General features: G+C 55.7%; 17 protein-coding genes and 1 other annotated feature. Of the genes, 5 read left to right on the forward strand and 12 right to left on the reverse strand.

The annotated features are described in order from the left end of the window. Both VMW13_08175 and VMW13_08180 read left to right on the forward strand, forming a co-directional pair. Positions 1-370, forward strand: a 370-nt coding sequence (locus VMW13_08175) for a PadR family transcriptional regulator (protein ID HUV44790.1), incomplete at its 5' end; no start/stop codon positions are given. Positions 371-372: 2 nt separating this feature from the next. Further along, positions 373-921 (forward strand): DUF2812 domain-containing protein, encoded by a 549-nt coding sequence (locus VMW13_08180; GenBank protein ID HUV44791.1) that lies wholly within the window; start codon positions 373-375, stop codon positions 919-921. On the opposite strand, the gene VMW13_08185 is transcribed toward VMW13_08180, so the two are convergent. The 6 genes from VMW13_08185 to VMW13_08210 form a co-directional block, all read right to left on the reverse strand. Beyond that, entirely contained in the window at positions 918-1802 is an 885-nt protein-coding gene (locus VMW13_08185) for an MBL fold metallo-hydrolase (protein ID HUV44792.1), read from the reverse strand. The genes VMW13_08180 and VMW13_08185 overlap by 4 nt on opposite strands. 158 nt (positions 1803-1960) lie before the next feature. Next, positions 1961-2620 carry an HD domain-containing protein gene (locus tag VMW13_08190; GenBank protein HUV44793.1) on the reverse strand — a complete coding sequence of 220 codons (660 nt, stop codon included), beginning with the start codon at positions 2618-2620 and terminating at the stop codon, positions 1961-1963. 332 nt (positions 2621-2952) lie between these two features. Then, on the reverse strand, positions 2953-3336 hold the full coding sequence (locus VMW13_08195) for a hypothetical protein (protein ID HUV44794.1): 384 nt from the start codon (positions 3334-3336) through the stop codon (positions 2953-2955). Positions 3337-3847: 511 nt separating this feature from the next. Next, complete coding sequence (locus tag VMW13_08200; GenBank protein HUV44795.1) at positions 3848-4936, reverse strand: hypothetical protein; 1089 nt, start codon at positions 4934-4936, stop codon at positions 3848-3850. 244 nt (positions 4937-5180) lie between these two features. Beyond that, complete coding sequence (locus VMW13_08205; GenBank protein ID HUV44796.1) at positions 5181-5426, reverse strand: hypothetical protein; 246 nt, start codon at positions 5424-5426, stop codon at positions 5181-5183. Between the two features lie 16 nt (positions 5427-5442). Then, positions 5443-5985, reverse strand: coding sequence for a GNAT family protein (locus VMW13_08210; protein ID HUV44797.1), 543 nt, complete (start codon positions 5983-5985; stop codon positions 5443-5445). A 281-nt stretch (positions 5986-6266) separates the two neighbouring features. Here VMW13_08210 and VMW13_08215 point away from each other — a divergent pair, with 281 nt between their 5' ends. From VMW13_08215 to VMW13_08225, 3 genes are all read left to right on the forward strand, one after another. Continuing rightward, positions 6267-6392: a hypothetical protein gene (locus tag VMW13_08215; protein ID HUV44798.1), complete on the forward strand. Its 126-nt coding sequence runs from the start codon at positions 6267-6269 to the stop codon at positions 6390-6392. A gap of 41 nt (positions 6393-6433) precedes the next feature. Further along, positions 6434-8308 carry an FAD-dependent oxidoreductase gene (locus VMW13_08220; GenBank protein ID HUV44799.1) on the forward strand — a complete coding sequence of 625 codons (1875 nt, stop codon included), beginning with the start codon at positions 6434-6436 and terminating at the stop codon, positions 8306-8308. Positions 8309-8509: 201 nt separating this feature from the next. Further along, complete coding sequence (locus tag VMW13_08225) at positions 8510-9325, forward strand: enoyl-CoA hydratase/isomerase family protein (GenBank protein HUV44800.1); 816 nt, start codon at positions 8510-8512, stop codon at positions 9323-9325. A 763-nt stretch (positions 9326-10088) separates the two neighbouring features. Here VMW13_08225 and trpA read toward each other — a convergent pair. From trpA to trpE, 6 genes are all read right to left on the reverse strand, one after another. Then, the gene (gene trpA / locus VMW13_08230) at positions 10089-10871 is read right to left on the reverse strand and encodes a tryptophan synthase subunit alpha (GenBank protein ID HUV44801.1); all 783 of its coding nucleotides are present in this window, start codon (positions 10869-10871) and stop codon (positions 10089-10091) included. Continuing rightward, on the reverse strand, positions 10868-12055 hold the full coding sequence (gene trpB / locus VMW13_08235; GenBank protein HUV44802.1) for a tryptophan synthase subunit beta: 1188 nt from the start codon (positions 12053-12055) through the stop codon (positions 10868-10870). Before trpB ends, trpA begins: the two co-directional genes overlap by 4 nt. 91 nt (positions 12056-12146) lie before the next feature. After that, positions 12147-12920, reverse strand: a complete 774-nt coding sequence (gene trpC / locus VMW13_08240; GenBank protein ID HUV44803.1) for an indole-3-glycerol phosphate synthase TrpC — start codon at positions 12918-12920, stop codon at positions 12147-12149. Then, complete coding sequence (gene trpD, locus VMW13_08245; protein ID HUV44804.1) at positions 12910-13944, reverse strand: anthranilate phosphoribosyltransferase; 1035 nt, start codon at positions 13942-13944, stop codon at positions 12910-12912. The genes trpC and trpD overlap by 11 nt, the downstream gene beginning before the upstream one ends. Beyond that, complete coding sequence (locus VMW13_08250; GenBank protein HUV44805.1) at positions 13937-14518, reverse strand: aminodeoxychorismate/anthranilate synthase component II; 582 nt, start codon at positions 14516-14518, stop codon at positions 13937-13939. The genes trpD and VMW13_08250 overlap by 8 nt, the downstream gene beginning before the upstream one ends. Then, a complete protein-coding gene (trpE, locus tag VMW13_08255) occupies positions 14502-15974 on the reverse strand; it encodes an anthranilate synthase component I (protein ID HUV44806.1) in 1473 nt (490 codons plus the stop codon). The genes VMW13_08250 and trpE overlap by 17 nt, the downstream gene beginning before the upstream one ends. A 32-nt stretch (positions 15975-16006) precedes the next feature. Next, positions 16007-16281 (reverse strand) — a binding site (T-box leader). Positions 16282-16571: the final 290 nt, after the last annotated feature.

Here is a 16571-nt window from a genome sequence, read left to right on the forward strand (position 1 = left end):
ATGGTGCCTGATGATGTCTCAAGATGATATTAAGAAATACTTACCATTAACCGAAGCTACGTATTACATTATGATGACTCTTGGTGAGCCGTTGCATGGATATGCAGTAATGCAGGAAGTAGAAAAAATCAGTGAAGGAACGGTCAAAGTCGGCCCCGGCACGCTTTACGGCGTGTTCACCAACCTGGAAAAGGAAGGGTTAATCGTCAAAGTAAAAGAAGAAGAGCGCCGTAAGAGCTACGCCCTGACACCGAAAGGGAGAGCTGTACTTCTAAGTCAGGTTGAGAGACTAGAAATAATGAGCCGGAATGGATTGGCTGTCTCTGCTCGCTTGTTATCAGACAGACACAACGTAGTCGGAGGGGCTTAACTATGGAAAAGACTATGGTTAGAAAGTTCAAGTGGTTTTGGCCCTGGCACGATGAGGCTGAAGAAGCCTGGTTAGGAGAAATGTCGAAAAAGGGTTACCACTTATCCTCAGTAGGTGTAATGGGGATTTACAAGTTTATTGTAGCTGAGCCGCAGGATTACGTCTACCGCCTGGATTATCAGACATTTCCAGAGAAGGACAAACAAGAATATCTACAATTGTTCCGGGATGCCGGCTGGGAGCATATTGGCGAAATGTCTGCCTGGCAGTATTTTCGTAAGGGTTCTAAACAGCGAGAGCCAGATGAGATTTTCACCGACGTTGAATCGAAAGTAGCCAAGTATAAGAGAGTGCTGGCTTATCTGGCGTTCTTCCTGTTAATAGAAGCAATATACGTAGTCACCTTTGCATATAACATATGGGGTGATAGTCCTTACTCCTGGTGGGGTATCATCCGGGCTATTTCACTTCTGGTTCCGCTGGCTGCGCTGTTCCTCATGTATGCCTTCGTTAGACTTATACTGAGGATCAGACAGCTGAGAAGGCTTTAACTCGTCGTTTCAACCGGTTGCCACTGCCATTCCTTCCCCTTCTGGAAAACGTGACCCAGACCTGGGAATGGGAAGTGAAAGGCAAGCACCAGGGCTTTCTCAGTCGCAGCCTTAGCCAATACCCTACGCCTGGTAGCCTCAACCTGTCCCGGGTCCAAATCAACTGCAGCGTACCAGTCTGGCTGCTCAAGATGGATTGGATGGAGCACGGTATCGGACACGCACAGTAATTGTTCACCTTCGGAGGAAATGGCAAGCACCATATGCCCCGGTGTGTGCCCTGGTGCCGCAATGGCCTGTATGCCGGGTAAGACTTCCGTTTCGTGGTCAACGAGACTAAGCTGGCTTTGAATCGGGGGGAGGTTCTTGCGTGCGTATCCCAGGAGAACTTCTCTGGAGTGTTCGTCAAGCTTAAGTTCTGCCTGCTCCGACATCCAGAAATCCCACTCGTCTCTCCAGATAACGTAACGGGCAGTTGTAAAAACCGGCTTGCCCTCGGTATCAGTGTTCCCACCGATGTGGTCTGGATGTCCGTGGGTAAGGATAACAGTGTCGATGTCCTCCGGTGCAATCCCCTCAGTCTTCAGGTTTTGAAGAAGTCTCCCTGTATCTGGACCGAGACCATCGGCGCCCGTATCCACCAGTACCAAGTGCTCACCCGTGTTTACCGTAAGACAGATGTATGGACTTACCCACTCTACCCAGTTTTCTAGCTGCAGGTTGTGCTCGAGCAGCGCCTGCTCAAGGCGTTGTCTTGGTGCGTTGGTGAAAAGAAAACTGGCGGGGGGTGGGAAGACGGGTGGTGCGTATGTGTGGGTGCCATCACTGACGGCCATGCATTCGAAACTGCCTATCTTGAATCTATGGGTTTCCTTATTCATCTTCTGCCACCTCCTCACAGACGACGAACTGGACTCCAGTATACAGCAGGATGGAGCTAGAAAGAAAATTACCTGACATTCCGCCCGATTGTGTGATGCCATACGACAGGCGACTGTCTGGCGGACATCCTTCACACAGCCCGGTCCTGATGTCGTGACTATGTTTCAAGATGCAATTCGCGCTGGAATTGCTCACAGAAGGAAACCAAGAACCTGTATCGTTCCGTCGCCATCTTCTTCGCCGTTTCGGTGTGGAACGCGTTCAGAAGCGTCTCCTTTCCACTCAGAAATCGTTCTGGCACCGATTCAATGCCCAGGCGTCTATCAAATGCACTCGTCCGTTGAAAGGCTCTGGCAATCCACGTGGCTCCAAGGAGTTCCAGCTTATCAGCATCGCTGACGATTCGTGATTCAAGCGTCGTCTGTTCCGTCCCTTTGGTATGTTCGCTGATGATCCGCTTCACGTGCTGTCTCTCCTCGTTCGAATAGCCGAGGCGTTCCAGAAATCGCTCTGCGATGAGCGCGCCTAACTCCCCATGATCCGTTGAGGGAAGCACATACAACGCCAGAAAGTCGAGAAAATCATTCTCATCTCTCCCTAACGCGAGTTTGCTCCATCCAAGCGGTACATTACCGATGTCATGGAGAAGGGCAGCGGTTTCGACGATCTGACAGTCAGCACCTTCTTGCGTCCCAACCTTCACGCCCAGTTTCGCCACGCGTCGAACATGATCGGCGCCATGACAGTAACTCAGATCTGCCTGGTATGTCTCCAAGAAGGCATTGATCCTCTCGATGAGTTGAGCATGTTCCATCATCGTCCCCTCCTCAGAGCAACTCCATACCGCTATCCACAATCCACGCGATTGACCTGCCCGCAAGAACTATACCACTTTTGGATTTAGAGTTCCCGGCATTGGAGCCTGATGGACAGCGTCGGATCCTACTGTAGCATGTGGATGGACAGGCCACCATCTGCTCTCCGAAGGCCAATTTGCTGCACAGAGCGCCAGTTTATGTGACGCGCTGTCGCCAGTCATCCCTTGGGGTAAGGCTCTACGCCCCCAGAATATCCTTGTGCCTCAGCGTCCTCTCCAGTGAGGGCTGCATCTTCATCTCGCGGGACTCGTTGATGGTGAAGTCGAGGTACTCAGTCCTCTGTCTCCGTCTCTTGTTGGGACATCTGTTCCATCATCTCTTGCATCATATTGGTACTGCACAAGTCACAGGATTCGCCTTCCGGCTTTTCCCTTGCCAGGGAAGGGGCGTTCAGAACGATATCGACTACACGCGATAAGCCGGAGTCATCACACTTCCAGACAATATGAACCCTCTTGCCTTCGGGGTCCAGATAGCTGTTCACTCCCGCAGGTCTTTCATCGCCTTCAAGCCGCAAATGCATGGCAAAAGGAGTGTCCCTCGTGCAACCCGTTCCACTCACCGCGGAATACAGGTCGCCAATTGTCCTCCCGGTGTCGCCATCGAAGGTGAATCCTTTGAGAAGCATCAAGGTGTTGTCTACACTTCCAGACATGTCTTCCTCCTGTTCCGTCAGATAGTAGTACGGCCAACTCAGTCGTTGGCCAACTGCCCATATCAATACCCACTCCGTCACACCAGAGCCGGCAGAGCATTTATGAGGCGAACTGCCTCAGCATGACGGCGAGCCTCAGGTTGGCCCAACCGCGGAGTATGAAGACCGCAAAGAGAACGTCGCGAAGACCCGTTGCGGGCCCGCGCTACTGCACCTCGGGCACTTCACCTCATCGTCACTATCACCCTGGCCACGCACGCGCTCAAACATGATACCACAGTGTCTGCATTGGTACTTGTAGACCGGCATTCTCTTCTCCACTGCATTTCGTTACAAGATAGCTTACTACGCTACCATGGCCCCTGTATGTGACTTTCGTTGAATTGCTACGGCGTTCCCGGACTTTGAACCCCCGTTACAATCGTGACCTGGTCGACATGATCCTAGCCTGTTCCCGTGCCTGCCATTGGGGCTGACCTTCACCTCAAATGGCATATACAATCGTGTTTCATCAAAGCTCGGAGGCCAGGGCAGTTCCCTCCTTCCATGGCTTCACCTGGTGGGCATAGACGGACGGTCCCTTTCTGAAGTGAGATGCCTCCTCAAGTGTCTCGACGAAGGGCATGTCCTTCGGATATAGTGTCTTGCCCCGCGGTCGCGGCCCAGCCTTGGAAACGTGACCCCACAGAGGGTGCTCAACGACCTCCTCTGCAATGGCGGCAGCCTCTATCAGCTTGTCCAGGTCAAGGCCCGTCTCGATGCCCATTTCTTCACACATGTATACGAAATCCTCAGTGGGTACGTGACCGGCGGATCTGCCATTGCCGCAATAGGGGCAACCACCCAACCCGCCTAGAGACGTATCAAAATGGGTGACCCCGAACTTGAGAGCCTGATAGTAGCTGATATTGGTCACGCCTCTCTGGTTGTGAAGATGAAGGCCGAAGTCCGTGATCTCAGGCCACCTTTCCGCAATGGCGGACAGCATCTCTGTCAGCTGGTCGGGCATGCACGCACCCATGTCATCTATGATTCTGCAAGAGTTCACCGTTAAGCCATGCTCATGCCAACGGTCCATCACCTCCTTGAGAACTGCCAGTGACTGTTCCAGGGTAAAGTCTCCTTCGAAGTTGGAGCCGAAGGGATTGCCCAACATGATCGCACCTGACTTGACGCCGTCTTGTCTGGCACGCTGAATACCGGTGTCACCCTCGAGAAGCAGTTGCTCTGGCGTCCTGTTGTAGTTACGCATGGAGAATATCCTGCCCACTTCAACGTGGGTCATGTATTGCCTGGTCCTTACGTTGATCTTGGGATAGTACTTGTCGGCTCGCTCAAAACCTCTCTGGTTGAATACAGCAGCGGTATAGACAATACCAGGCTTAGGTACGAATTTCTCTGCAATCTCATCTATACATGCCATCTGGGGGGTCCATCTTGGACTGACGAAAGACCCAATCGAGATGACTTTCAGCCCAGTCTCTCCCAAAGCATCAAGGAGTCTCAGTTTCTCCGAAACAGGGATGTCTTTGCTCTCGATCTGTAAACCTTCCCGCATCGTGTCGTCCCTGATCTCCACCGACTTCGGTAAGCTACTCATGGTGACCTCCTCCGTAATGCCGGGAAACCGTAATCGATACGCCTGACCACCCAGGGCCACAGCCAGACCCTGCTCGGTGAACATAATGGCCCATCGTTTCCCCGACGACAGTGTTTTCGTGCCAGGGCTTCTACCGTGACATGTTGACACTTCTCCAGCCTGGGCGTCCTAGAAGGGCCTCTGTGCAGTCAGACACGTCTACGCCCCCAGGCTCTCCTTATGGTTCAGCGCCTTCTCCAGTGCCTCAGCCCGTTGGGCAGGCTACGGTGACAGACCGACCATTATGGTCGAACTTGTAGACTGGTATCGGGGTGAGGATCGAGCCGAACTCGTAGACTTGCTCCAGCCGTTTCTCCTGCTTCAGACGCTGGACGACCTTTCCGTAGAACGGAATCACACAGCGATCCGGGATACCGATCTTCCGGTGGCGTGAGGGGTCCATGAGAGCCCTGGGGTTGCTGTCAAACTCGAGTAGTGGTATCTCTTCCATTGCCCGTATCTCTCCGTCAGAGTCCCTTCCACTCGTCTCTCAGGATACCGAACTCGACAATGTCATGGAATTCGCCGTTCTTGAACATGGCTTCCCTTTGCCGGCCTTCTTCTCGAAAGCCCACCCTCATGTGCAACTTGATGCTGCGTTCGTTGAAGGCGAAAGCGGCAGACCGTATCCGGTGCAGGTTCAATTGCTGGAAACCGTAATTGAGAATCAGTCGGGTGGCTTCGGTGCCGTAGCCCTTGCTCCAGTAGTCCTTCTCCCCGATGGCGATTCCAAACAGGGCACCATGGTCCTTCGTGCTGATGCCGTGTAATCCAATGTTTCCAATGGGTGTGTTGTCGTCACCATCCATCGCCTCGATAACGAAGTGCGCATCGGTGCCTGCTCTGCCCCTGGTGGCCAGGTCCTCGATCCACTTCTCCTCGGCCATTTCGGTCATTGGCAGGTACATATTGAGGTACTGGATCACTTCCGGGTCGTTGAACCACTTCAGGAAGTGACTGATATCGGATCTCTTCACCGGTCTTAGCAGAACCTTCTCACCCTTTGGCATCTGTACTCTCCTCTCGGGCTTCATCGGCACGCCGACGCCGTACCAGACCTCCCGTCACTGGCTGTACCTGCGTCTACATCACAGGCAAAGCATAGCACCCTGGGTTGGGATGGTCAAAGCAGATACAAAGAAGCGAACCACTTCCGGGTCACACAATATGGCTTTCTGTGCAATGACCATTCCACCAGCGTGCTTCACTTTCTGACGTCCTGTTGCGCCTGGGCACGCCGGGTTTCTTGACACCCGGCAGTCATTCAACTAGAATTCCTCCGCCGGTTGAAATGGGAAATTCCGGTAAAAATGAGCACGACGTCGTTGAGCGGAAGGTCGTTATCGGCTACTTCGTCATGCTTTGCCGGATACTGGTGACCTTCCGGATGGAACTGGAGCCGGGCTTCAAGGTATAGGTAGAGTATCAGGCTGAATAATCCGAGGGAGTGAGGACGACATGCTGTTTGACGGGATACGCATCGGGAAGATGGTTCTGGAGAACCGGCTGGTGATGCCGCCGCTGGAGACCAACCTTGCCAATGATGATGGTTCTGTCTCCCAACGCACTCTGGACCACTACGAGCGGCGTGCTCGCGGCGGTCCGGGGCTCATCGTCGTCGAATGCACCTCTGTCGACCCGGTGCATTTTCACCGTAACCAGCTCAACATCAGTGACGACCGGTTCATCGACGGGCTTTCGCGGGTGGCTGAAGTCATCAAACGGCATGGTGTCCGGGCGGCTATCCAGATTCAGCACCCCGGCCGGCAGATAGTCCTCCCATCGGTACAGTCGGTGGCGCCGTCACCGCTGGCGTGTCGCGCCATACCCCGAGTGCCCAGAGAGCTGACCATTGACGAGATTGAGGAACTGGTGGAGAGGTTTGCCGAAGCAGTGAGAAGGGCCAGGGATGCCGGCTTCGACGCGGTACAGTTTCATGGTGCCCATGGCTACCTGATCGCCCAGTTCATGTCCGCCTGGTCGAATAAGCGCGCCGACCGCTACGGCGGTGATGTCTACGGCCGGGCCACCTTCCCCCTGGAGATTATCGCCCGTACCCGTGAGAAAGTGGGCACGGACTACCCCCTTATCTTCCGCTTCTCCGGAGATGAGTACGTGCCTGAGGGCAGGGGAATCGACGAGTCCAAAGTCGTTGCCCGACTGGTAGAAAAGGCAGGGATAGACGCCATCAGTGTCTCCGCCGGGACGTACGATAGTGGAGAGTGGACCAGCCAGCCAATGCTGATGCCTCGCGGTTGCCTGGTGCCGCTGGCGGCAGAGATAAAGAGCGCCGTGGGTGTGCCGGTGGTGACGGTCGGCCGGATTCACAGTCCGCGGTTGGCCGAAGAAATCTTGCAGCAGGGCAAGGCTGACCTGATCGCGATGGGCCGACCGCTGTTCGCCGACCCCGACCTGCCGATGAAGGCCAGGGAGGGCAGAGAGCGCGAAATCCGCCACTGCATCTCGTGCAACACCTGTATGCGAAGTCTTTCCGACGGCGGGCCGGTCATATGCCTCATGAACCCGGAGCTGGGGCGAGAGGGTGTCCCGGAGGTGAAGGCACCTCAGCCGAGGCGCGTACTTGTGGTCAACGGCGGTCCCGCAGGCATTGAGGCGGCTCGCGTTGCCGCTCTGCGCGGTCATCAGGTGAAACTCTGGGACGAGAGACCCTCACTCGGGGGACGCTGGTCGTGGTTGCTCAAGCCATACATCGCCAGCCGCCTGAAACTGCTGGCGGAGATAGGCGTGACTGTGGAACTGGGCAAGACGATTACGCCACAAGCAGTTGCCCGGGAGAATCCGGAAGTGGTGATTGCCGGACGGGGACTCAAGCCCGAGATTCCCCTGATCCCCGGGATGGATGAGATAGAGCCGGTACAGGCAGACGACATCCTCGTCGAGAAGAAAGAGGTGACGGGCAGGGTGGTCGTTCTTGGTGGCGGCAGCACTGGCTTCGAGGTTACGAACATGCTGGTGCAGCGTGGTCGCCAGGTGTGTATTGTTGAGGAAGGCGACAGTCTCGGAGTGGGCCTTGAGCCGATGACGGGAACCGTGCTGCGGCGGCGGCTGGTAGACCGTGGTGTTGTCTTCCAACGCCGTGCTCGAATCATACGGATTGCCGGCATGACGTTGGTTTTTACCGACGAGCAGGGAACCGAGCAGCAGATTCCCTTCGACCATCTGGTGCTGGCACTTGACTGGCAACCGGAGGGCAGCCTTGTGGACTCACTACGCGGCGGTGACTACCGGCTGATTCCGGTCGGTCCGTACCAGCAGCCGGTCAGCTACGTCCGGGCGTTCCTGGAGGGAACGGCTGTTGGCCGAGAGATATAGCGGGACCGGTCCCTCATTCATTGGAGCAAGTCGAGAATGGTAGCTTCCATAATTGCCATTACCGGTGCCAATAGTGGAACCTTTCTTGGCAGAGGGGGTGGATATCCAGCCCCTTATACAATCTGGTTTCCGGATTATGTTACAATCCTTTAGGGCAGGTCAGCCCGGAACAGCCGAACCTGATAGAAGGAGAAACGAGAAATGGCAGACGAACCCAGGTATTTTCAGGTCGAGAAGGACGGAGCGATAGTCACCTGGAGGTTCAATAACCCACCAAAGAACCTCTGGAACGCGGAGACGGGGCCGGAGTTCTACGCTCTTGCTCAGGAGTTCTACAAGGACCCCGAGTTGCGGGTCGGCATCTTCACCAGCGCCATGCCGGATGTCTTCATACAACACTACGATGTTTCACTGCTGGTCAAGGCGGGAGAAACGCTCCAGGAGACGGCGCCCCCTGCGGAGCGACCGCGCCGTGTTGGTTTTCTGACTGATTCCAAGCCGATCATCGCCGCAATCAACGCCCCGGTTGCCGGTGGCGGCCTGGAACTGGCGATGGGCATGGTAGTACCGATCGACTTTCGCTTCATGTCACGATCGGCCACGGTAGCCCAGCCTGAGGTCGGTGTCGGCATCCTCGCCGGGGGCGGAGGGACGCAGCGCATGCCCCGCCTGATCGGTATCGCCAGGTCGTTGGAACTACAGTTGACCGGCCGGCGGGTCTACGCTGATGAAGCGGAGCGCATCGGCCTGGTTACCAGGGCGTGTGATCCGGAAAGACTGATGCCCGAGGCACTGGCATTTGCCAGGGAACTGGCGATGCGACCTCCGCTGGCGGTCCATCACATCCGGCGCGCGATCTACGAAGGCATGAGCATGTCGCTCGATGACGGACTCGCCCTGGAGTCCGAACTGATGCGAGAACTAATGCAGAGTGATGAAGCCCTGGAAAGAATGCGTGCCTACGTGGCCGGTGGGCAGAACTCACGACGCATCGTGGAAGAGGAGAGTTCCAGCTAGAGGTAAGGCAACTAGTCGAAGCAGCCGTTGTGCTGCGGGGGTAGCCTTCCTCTCAAGAACCAGTACCTGCACCAACTGCTGAAGCAACCCCTCCGTCCCGCGAACCCACCTCCTTTGCCGAGGGCTGCTATCGGGTCAAGAGACTGCTTGGTGAAGGCGGCAAGAAGCGTGTGTACCTGGCCCATGACACCATACTCGACCGCGACGTCGCCTTCGCTTTTCAGAGAGCGAGAATCTGGATGAGGAGTCCGCCTTTGAAACTGGGCGACGGCCGACACAATGACGATGAAGCCTTATCTCCGACATCTCAACAGAAGTCGTGACTCAAGCTGCTAGGACGCTTCCGTTTCCTCTGCCCCCCGACGGGGCCACCAGTACTTCGCGCACAGAATGACCCAGATCAATATCGGGAACAGATCGGCGCCGATGGAGCCAAGAAGGACAATCACCGAGCGCAGGGCACGTGTCTGGATGTCCATGCATAGCACAACAATAATGTGAATACCAAATGTGAGAAAGGCGGCAACGGCCTGGCACTCCGCTACCTCACTGAGCGGGGAATAATGACCGGACGAGTGGCTATACGAATAAGCAACAAACTGTCCCTTAGTACATTATCTCTGAATTATTCTGAAGGGTCCAGGGTGTACGCTAGAGCCCGCTATATAAAATTTCTATGCTGGAAATTCTGGAAGGAAACCCCAATGAATATTCCTGCAAAGGATATGATAACGAGGCATCGTAATTGAGCATAATACGGGGTTCACCTCAACTCATTAAGGGCATATCTTAACTCTTTTATGAAATTGCCGACTGATATGAGGTCATCCCCGGCTTCCATTAGATGGACTATTCGACTGCCGACGATGACACCATCGGCGAGACGGGCTACCTGTGTTGCCTGCTCTGGTGAGGAGATGCCAAAGCCAACACAGAGTGGTTGGGTGGTGACCTTCCTCACCCTGTCGACGAAATCCGCCAGGTCTGGCGGCAGGGCCTTTCTGGCACCGGTCACCCCGCTTACCGAAACCAGGTAGATAAATCCCTGAGACTGGCTGGCGACCAGCTTGACGCGTTCATCTGTGCTGTTGGGGGCGAGCAGGTATATGAGGTCAAGTCCGTGCTTGCGGGTGGTGGCCTCCAGGGGGGAGGCTTCTTCAGGGGGGAGGTCCGGGATAATCAATCCGCTGACCCCAGCCGCGGCGCAATCCCGGCTGAATTTCTCCAGCCCGTAGTGGAAGACAGGGTTGTAATAGGTCATAAAGAGCAGGGGGATGTCCACCTGTTTATGCAACTTAGCGGCTGTTTCCAGGCAGACCTCTGGCGTGACGCCATTCTTGAGGGCACTGAAGCTCGCCTGCTGGATGGTGGCTCCGTCAGCCAGCGGGTCGGAGAAGGGTATGCCCAGCTCTACCATGTCACAGCCGCTGGCGGCGAGGAGAGGGACTACCTTGAGGGTGTCATTGATATTGGGGTAGCCGACGGTAACGTATGGTATCAGGATTTTGTGCTTGCTCAGCCGGAAGACATCAAGTATACGGCTCATAGCTCTTCCCCCAGTGCTTCGGTGACGATATCCATATCTTTGTCCCCCCGCCCGGAGAGGTTGACGACGATAATCTCGTCCTTTTTAAGCGACGTCGCCAGCCTGGCGGCATAGGAGATGGCATGAGCAGTCTCCAGTGCCGGGGTGATACCCTCGGTAAGGCAGAGTAACTTGAAACCATCAAGTGCCTCCTCATCATTGACGGCGACATAGTCGGCACGCCCGCTGTCCTTAAGGAAGCTGTGCTCCGGTCCAACTCCGGGGTAGTCCAGTCCGGCCGAAATGCTGTGGGTTTCCCTGACCTGCCCGTGGTTGTCCTGGAGCAGGTATGATTTGGTACCGTGGAGCACGCCGATGCTGCCTCTGCTCAAGGAAGCGGCGTGTTTATCACTCTTTAGCCCTCTGCCGCCTGCCTCCACCCCGATGAGTTTGACACCTTTATCCTCCAGGAAGGGGTGGAAGATACCGATTGCGTTGCTGCCGCCGCCGACACAGGCTATGACATAATCCGGCAGGCGCCCAACTTGCCCAAGGCACTGCTCTCGTGTTTCCTTACCGATGACCGTCTGAAACTCTCGCACCATAAGCGGGTAGGGGTGAGGGCCAACCGCCGAACCGAGTAGGTAGTAGGTGTACTGAACGTTGGTCACCCAGTCTCGAATAGCTTCGTTGATGGCGTCCTTAAGGGTGCGGCTGCCTGTTGTTACTGCCCTTACTTCGGTACCCATCAGCTTCATACGAAAGACGTTGAGTCCCTGGCGGCGAATGTCTTCTTCACCCATGTAGACGATGCACTCCATACCCAGCATGGCGCATACGGCGGCTGTAGCTACACCGTGCTGCCCCGCCCCTGTCTCGGCGATAACCCGTTTTTTGCCCATACGCCGGGCGAGCAGTCCCTGCCCCAGGGCGTTGTTAATCTTGTGGGCACCGGTGTGGGTCAGGTCTTCCCTCTTGAGTAAGATACGGGCACCACCGCAGTGTCCCGTGAGTTGCTTTGCTTCGTACAGCGGTGTCGGTCTGCCGGCATAGTCATGCAGCAGTTCGCCAAGCTCTGTCCAGAAGCCGGTGTCTGCCTGCGCCTCATGGTAGGCTTGTTTAAGCTCATCGAGGGCGGGTATCAGTGTTTCCGGGACAAACCGTCCCCCGTAGTCCCCGAAGTAGCCTCCCTCGTCTGGTAACATTATCTCTCTCCTTTAGTCCCTGTCAGACTTGCCTGGCTGCCGCTATAAAGGGCGTTATCCTGACGATTTGGTTGACCTCTCTTGACCGGTGTCATAGCAATTCTCTCATCCTGGCAGCGATGTCCGGTGCCGTTACCAGGTGTTCACCCACAAGAGCGGCATCGACACCCCATTCTTTCAATCTTGCCATGTCATTGCGACTCTTGATTCCGCTCTCACTGACCACTACTTTGCCCCTGGGAATGAACGGTCGCAGGTGTCTGGTTGTCTCCAGGTCAACGGTAAAAGTATTCAGGTCCCGGTTGTTGATACCGATAATATCCGACTCACTGCTCAAGGCGGTTTCCAGTTCGGCTTCGTTATGGACTTCCACCAGGCAATTCATGCCCAGTTTACGGCCCAAGTCCAGCAGCTCTTGAAGTCTTTCCGTGTTTAAGATGGCTACGATGAGGAGCAGACAGCTGGCACCGCAGGCGCGGGCTTCATAGACTTGATATGGGTCGAAGATAAAGTCCTTCCTCAGCAGAGGCAGACTATCCCCGACGGCATTCCTGGCCTCTTTGAGGTGGTCAAGGCTCCCCTGGAAATAATTGGGTTCAGTGAGTACCGATATAGCTGCGGCGCCGTTATCGGCATAAGTTCGGGCAATCTCTGCCGGCTTGAAGTCCGGGCGCAGCACCCCCACCGAGGGCGAAGCCTTCTTTATTTCAGCGATTAGCCGGACACCATCACGGCGTAAGGCAGCGGCGAAATCAAGGGGTGGGGACTGCCTGGAGGCTTGAGCTTTCAGTTCGTCCAACGGCAGCCGTTTCTTGCTGTCTTCAATCTGTTTAAGGCTGTCGGCTACTATCTTGTCAAGAATCATTAGCTTCACCTCGACCGAGGCTCTGGCTGAGCTCAACCAGCCTTTCCAGTTTTTCGCGGGCATGGCCACTGTCTATTGCCTCCCCGGCCAGCGCTATCCCCTCCTTGAAGGTAGCGGCATGGTCGCTGGCTATGAGACCAGCGGCGGCGTTAAGCACCACTGCATCCCGCTGAGGGCCTGGATTGCCGGACAATGTCTGCAACAGCAGTTCGGCGTTCTCACTGGCGGTACCGCCCTTCAGGCTTGTCCGGCTGGCTCTGGATAACCCGAAATCTTCCGGGGTTACGGTGTAGCTGTTGATGCCGTTATCCTTGAGCTCGCAGATGTCAGTCTTTCCGGTGATGGTCATCTCGTCTATGCCATCCTCGCCGTGAACAACCAGCACGTGGTGGCAGCCCAGCCGCTTGAGGACGGCAGTCATCTTTTCCAGCAGAGACTCATCAGCCACCCCCAGCACTTGATATTCTGCCCCCGCCGGGTTCGTTAGCGGGCCCAGTATATTGAATACAGTGCGGATGCCAATCTCACGCCGGGGGGCTGAGGCGTGTTTCATAGCGGGGTGGAAGACGGGGGCGAACATAAAGCCGATGCCCACCTCCTCCAGGCACCTCTCCACCTGAGCGGCATCGAGGTCTATCTTAACCCCCAGGGCCTCCAGCACGTCGGCACTACCGCACTGGCTGCTCATGGCACGGTTGCCGTGTTTAGCTACCTTGAGCCCGGTACCGGCAGCCACAAAGGCAGCCGCCGTGGAGATGTTGAAGGTGTTGGCGTTATCCCCGCCGGTGCCGACGATATCGAGCACCGGTCCGCTGGCTACCACCCGAACTGCCTTAGACCGCATCACCTGTGCCAGACCGGCAATTTCATCTACCGTTTCTCCTTTTATCCTCAGGGCGGTAACAAAGGCGGCAAGCTGGGCGGGGGTGGCCTCACCCTGCATTATCTCTTCCATCACCGCTGCCGCTTCCTCCATGCCCAGCGATTCCCCTGATATCAGCTTCGAGATAGCTTCTCTAATCACTTTTAACCCCCGTGACATTAAGGAAATTATGTAGCAGCTCTTTGCCTGCCTCGGTCATGAAAGATTCGGGGTGGAACTGGATCCCCGCCACAGGGTAGTGGCGGTGCCTTAGTCCCATTATGGTGTCGTCGTCTGTCCAGGCGGTTACCTCCAGGCAGTCCGGTAGCCCCTCCCGCCGCACCACCAGCGAGTGATAGCGGATGGCAGTGAGGGGGTTGGGTAGCCCGGCAAATACTCCCTCCCCATTGTGGTGGATGAGAGATGACTTGCCATGCATAATTTTGCCTGCCTGCTCTATGATGCCGCCGTAGCTGAAGCCGATGCACTGGTTCCCCAAGCAGATGCCAAGGATGGGCAGCCGGTTGCCAAAGTGGTGGATGACCTCGTTGGAGATGCCGGCCCTCTCCGGTACCGAGGGGCCGGGCGATATGACAATCCGCTCCGGATTCAGCCGCTCAATCTCAGCGGTGGTGGTCTTGTCGTTGCGTACTACCAATACCTCCTCCCCCAGTTCGCTGAAGTACTGGAAGAGGTTGTAGGTGAAGCTGTCGTAGTTATCAATCAGTAGCAGCATGGTTCTCCTCGGCTTTCGGACTGGTATCCTCCGCCTGACTGACGGCATTGAGCAGCGCCCTGGCTTTGTTCATGGACTCTTCATACTCCTTTTCGGGGATGCTGTCATAGACCACTCCACAGCCTGCCTGGGTGTAGGCGATGCCCCGGTTGACCACCATCGTCCTGATAGCGATAGCCATATCCATATTGCCTGAAAATGAAAGGTATCCCACTGCCCCGGCGTAAGGACCTCTCTTTTCAGTTTCCAGCTCGGCAATAATCTCCATGGCGCGTATCTTGGGGGCGCCGGATACCGTGCCGGCGGGGAAGCAGGCGCGCAGGGCGTCAAGGGGGGTCATGTCGCCCCGCAGTTGGCCCTGAACGTGTGAGACCAGGTGCATAACGTGGGAGTAGCGCTCTACATCCATCAGGTCGCTGACCTCAACCGTGCCCGGCTGGCTCACACGCCCGATATCGTTACGCCCCAAATCCACCAGCATAATGTGCTCGGCACGTTCTTTCTCGTCGCTGCGGAGCTCCTTATCCAGGCGGTCGTCTTCTGCGGGGTCTTTACCCCGCGGGCGGGTACCGGCCAGGGGACGGGTCATCACTGCTCCGTCTTCCACTCGCACCAGTATCTCCGGTGACGCCCCTATGATATGAAAATCTTTGAAATCAAGGAAGAACATGTAGGGGGAGGGGTTGATAGTGCGCAGCGCACGGTAGATATCAAAGGGATTAGCACGGGTCGGTTGTTTCAGCCGCTGGGAAAGTACCACCTGGATAGCTTCACCGGCGGTGATGTATTCTTTGATAAGGCGTACCTTATCTTCAAAGTCTCCCCGTGACATGTTAGAGGATAGGCCTTTGCCCCTGGCGACGGGTTTGAGCTCTGCCTGCCCCGGCAGGAGGGGTGTCTTGAGCCTGTCTACCAGGCTGTCAATCTTCTCTACTGCCTGCCGGTAGGCTGTCTCTATATCCGGGCTGTCAAGAAAGACATAGCTGATAACCTTTATCTTGTGGGTGGCATGGTCAAAGGCTAGCATAGTATCCACCAGCATGAAGAGTGATTCCGGTAGCCCCAGCGGGTCGGCGGTGGGGGAGGGAAGCTCCTCAAACCGGGTCACCGTTTCATATGATAGATAACCCACTGCCCCGCCACAGAACCTGGGCAGACCGTTAACCGGTACTACCTTATACTTCTCCAGTTCCCCGGCCAGGGAGAGAAGGGGGTCGGTGCCATCTTCCCCTCTCGTGGTGAGCACGCGGTAGGGGTCAGTGCCGATGAAGCTGTAGCGTGCCACCCGCTCACCTCCCTCTACACTCTCCAGCAGGAAGGAATAACCGCCCCGGTTAATCTTCAGGAAAGCGGATACCGGCGTTTCAAGGTCAGCCACGATTTCGCGGCAGACAGGTACCAGGTTACCGTTTTGCGGTTCAAAGCTCTTTACTTCTTCCAGTGTCGGGTAATACATCTCATACCTCTTAAATACAAAAACTCCTCGCCCATAGGGGCGAGGAGTTAAATCCTTCGCGGTGCCACCCTAGTTGGTTATCAACAATAGCAGGATAACCATCTCTTCTCAGGTACGGCTTCAAAATCTTGAAGCGATACCCTGGGCTCTGATAACGGTGCCCACTCCGTCACAAACCTAATCGGGTGGAATCCCTTTCGGCAGGCGGCTCCCGAGTCCATTCAACCCCTGCGCTAGCACCGGCTCACACCTTACCCGGCTCTCTGAGCTCCGCTAGGGGCTTACTAGTCTCGTTCTTAGCCTTTACCTCTATTGCTTTCCCAATTTGGATAAGTATAGATGGAATCCAAGTATATGTCAAGCGGCAGGTGATGATTTGTCGGTGTTCTACGATATTGTCACCATCTAACTGTTCTGGGAAAATGTCACCATGAAGGAGATGGTGGTATTGAACAAGAAAGAGCAACGGAGGCTGGTGGTATTGAACCGGGTGGAGGCAAGGAAGATGGTTGGCAGGGAAGCAAGTGAGGTATCAGGTCTCTCCCTGCGCCATGTGAGAAGGCTTCTGGCAGCATATAGAAAGGAGGGTGCCCAAGC

The sequence above is a fragment of the Dehalococcoidales bacterium genome (assembly GCA_035529395.1).
Classification (GTDB): Bacteria; Chloroflexota; Dehalococcoidia; order Dehalococcoidales; family Fen-1064; genus DUES01.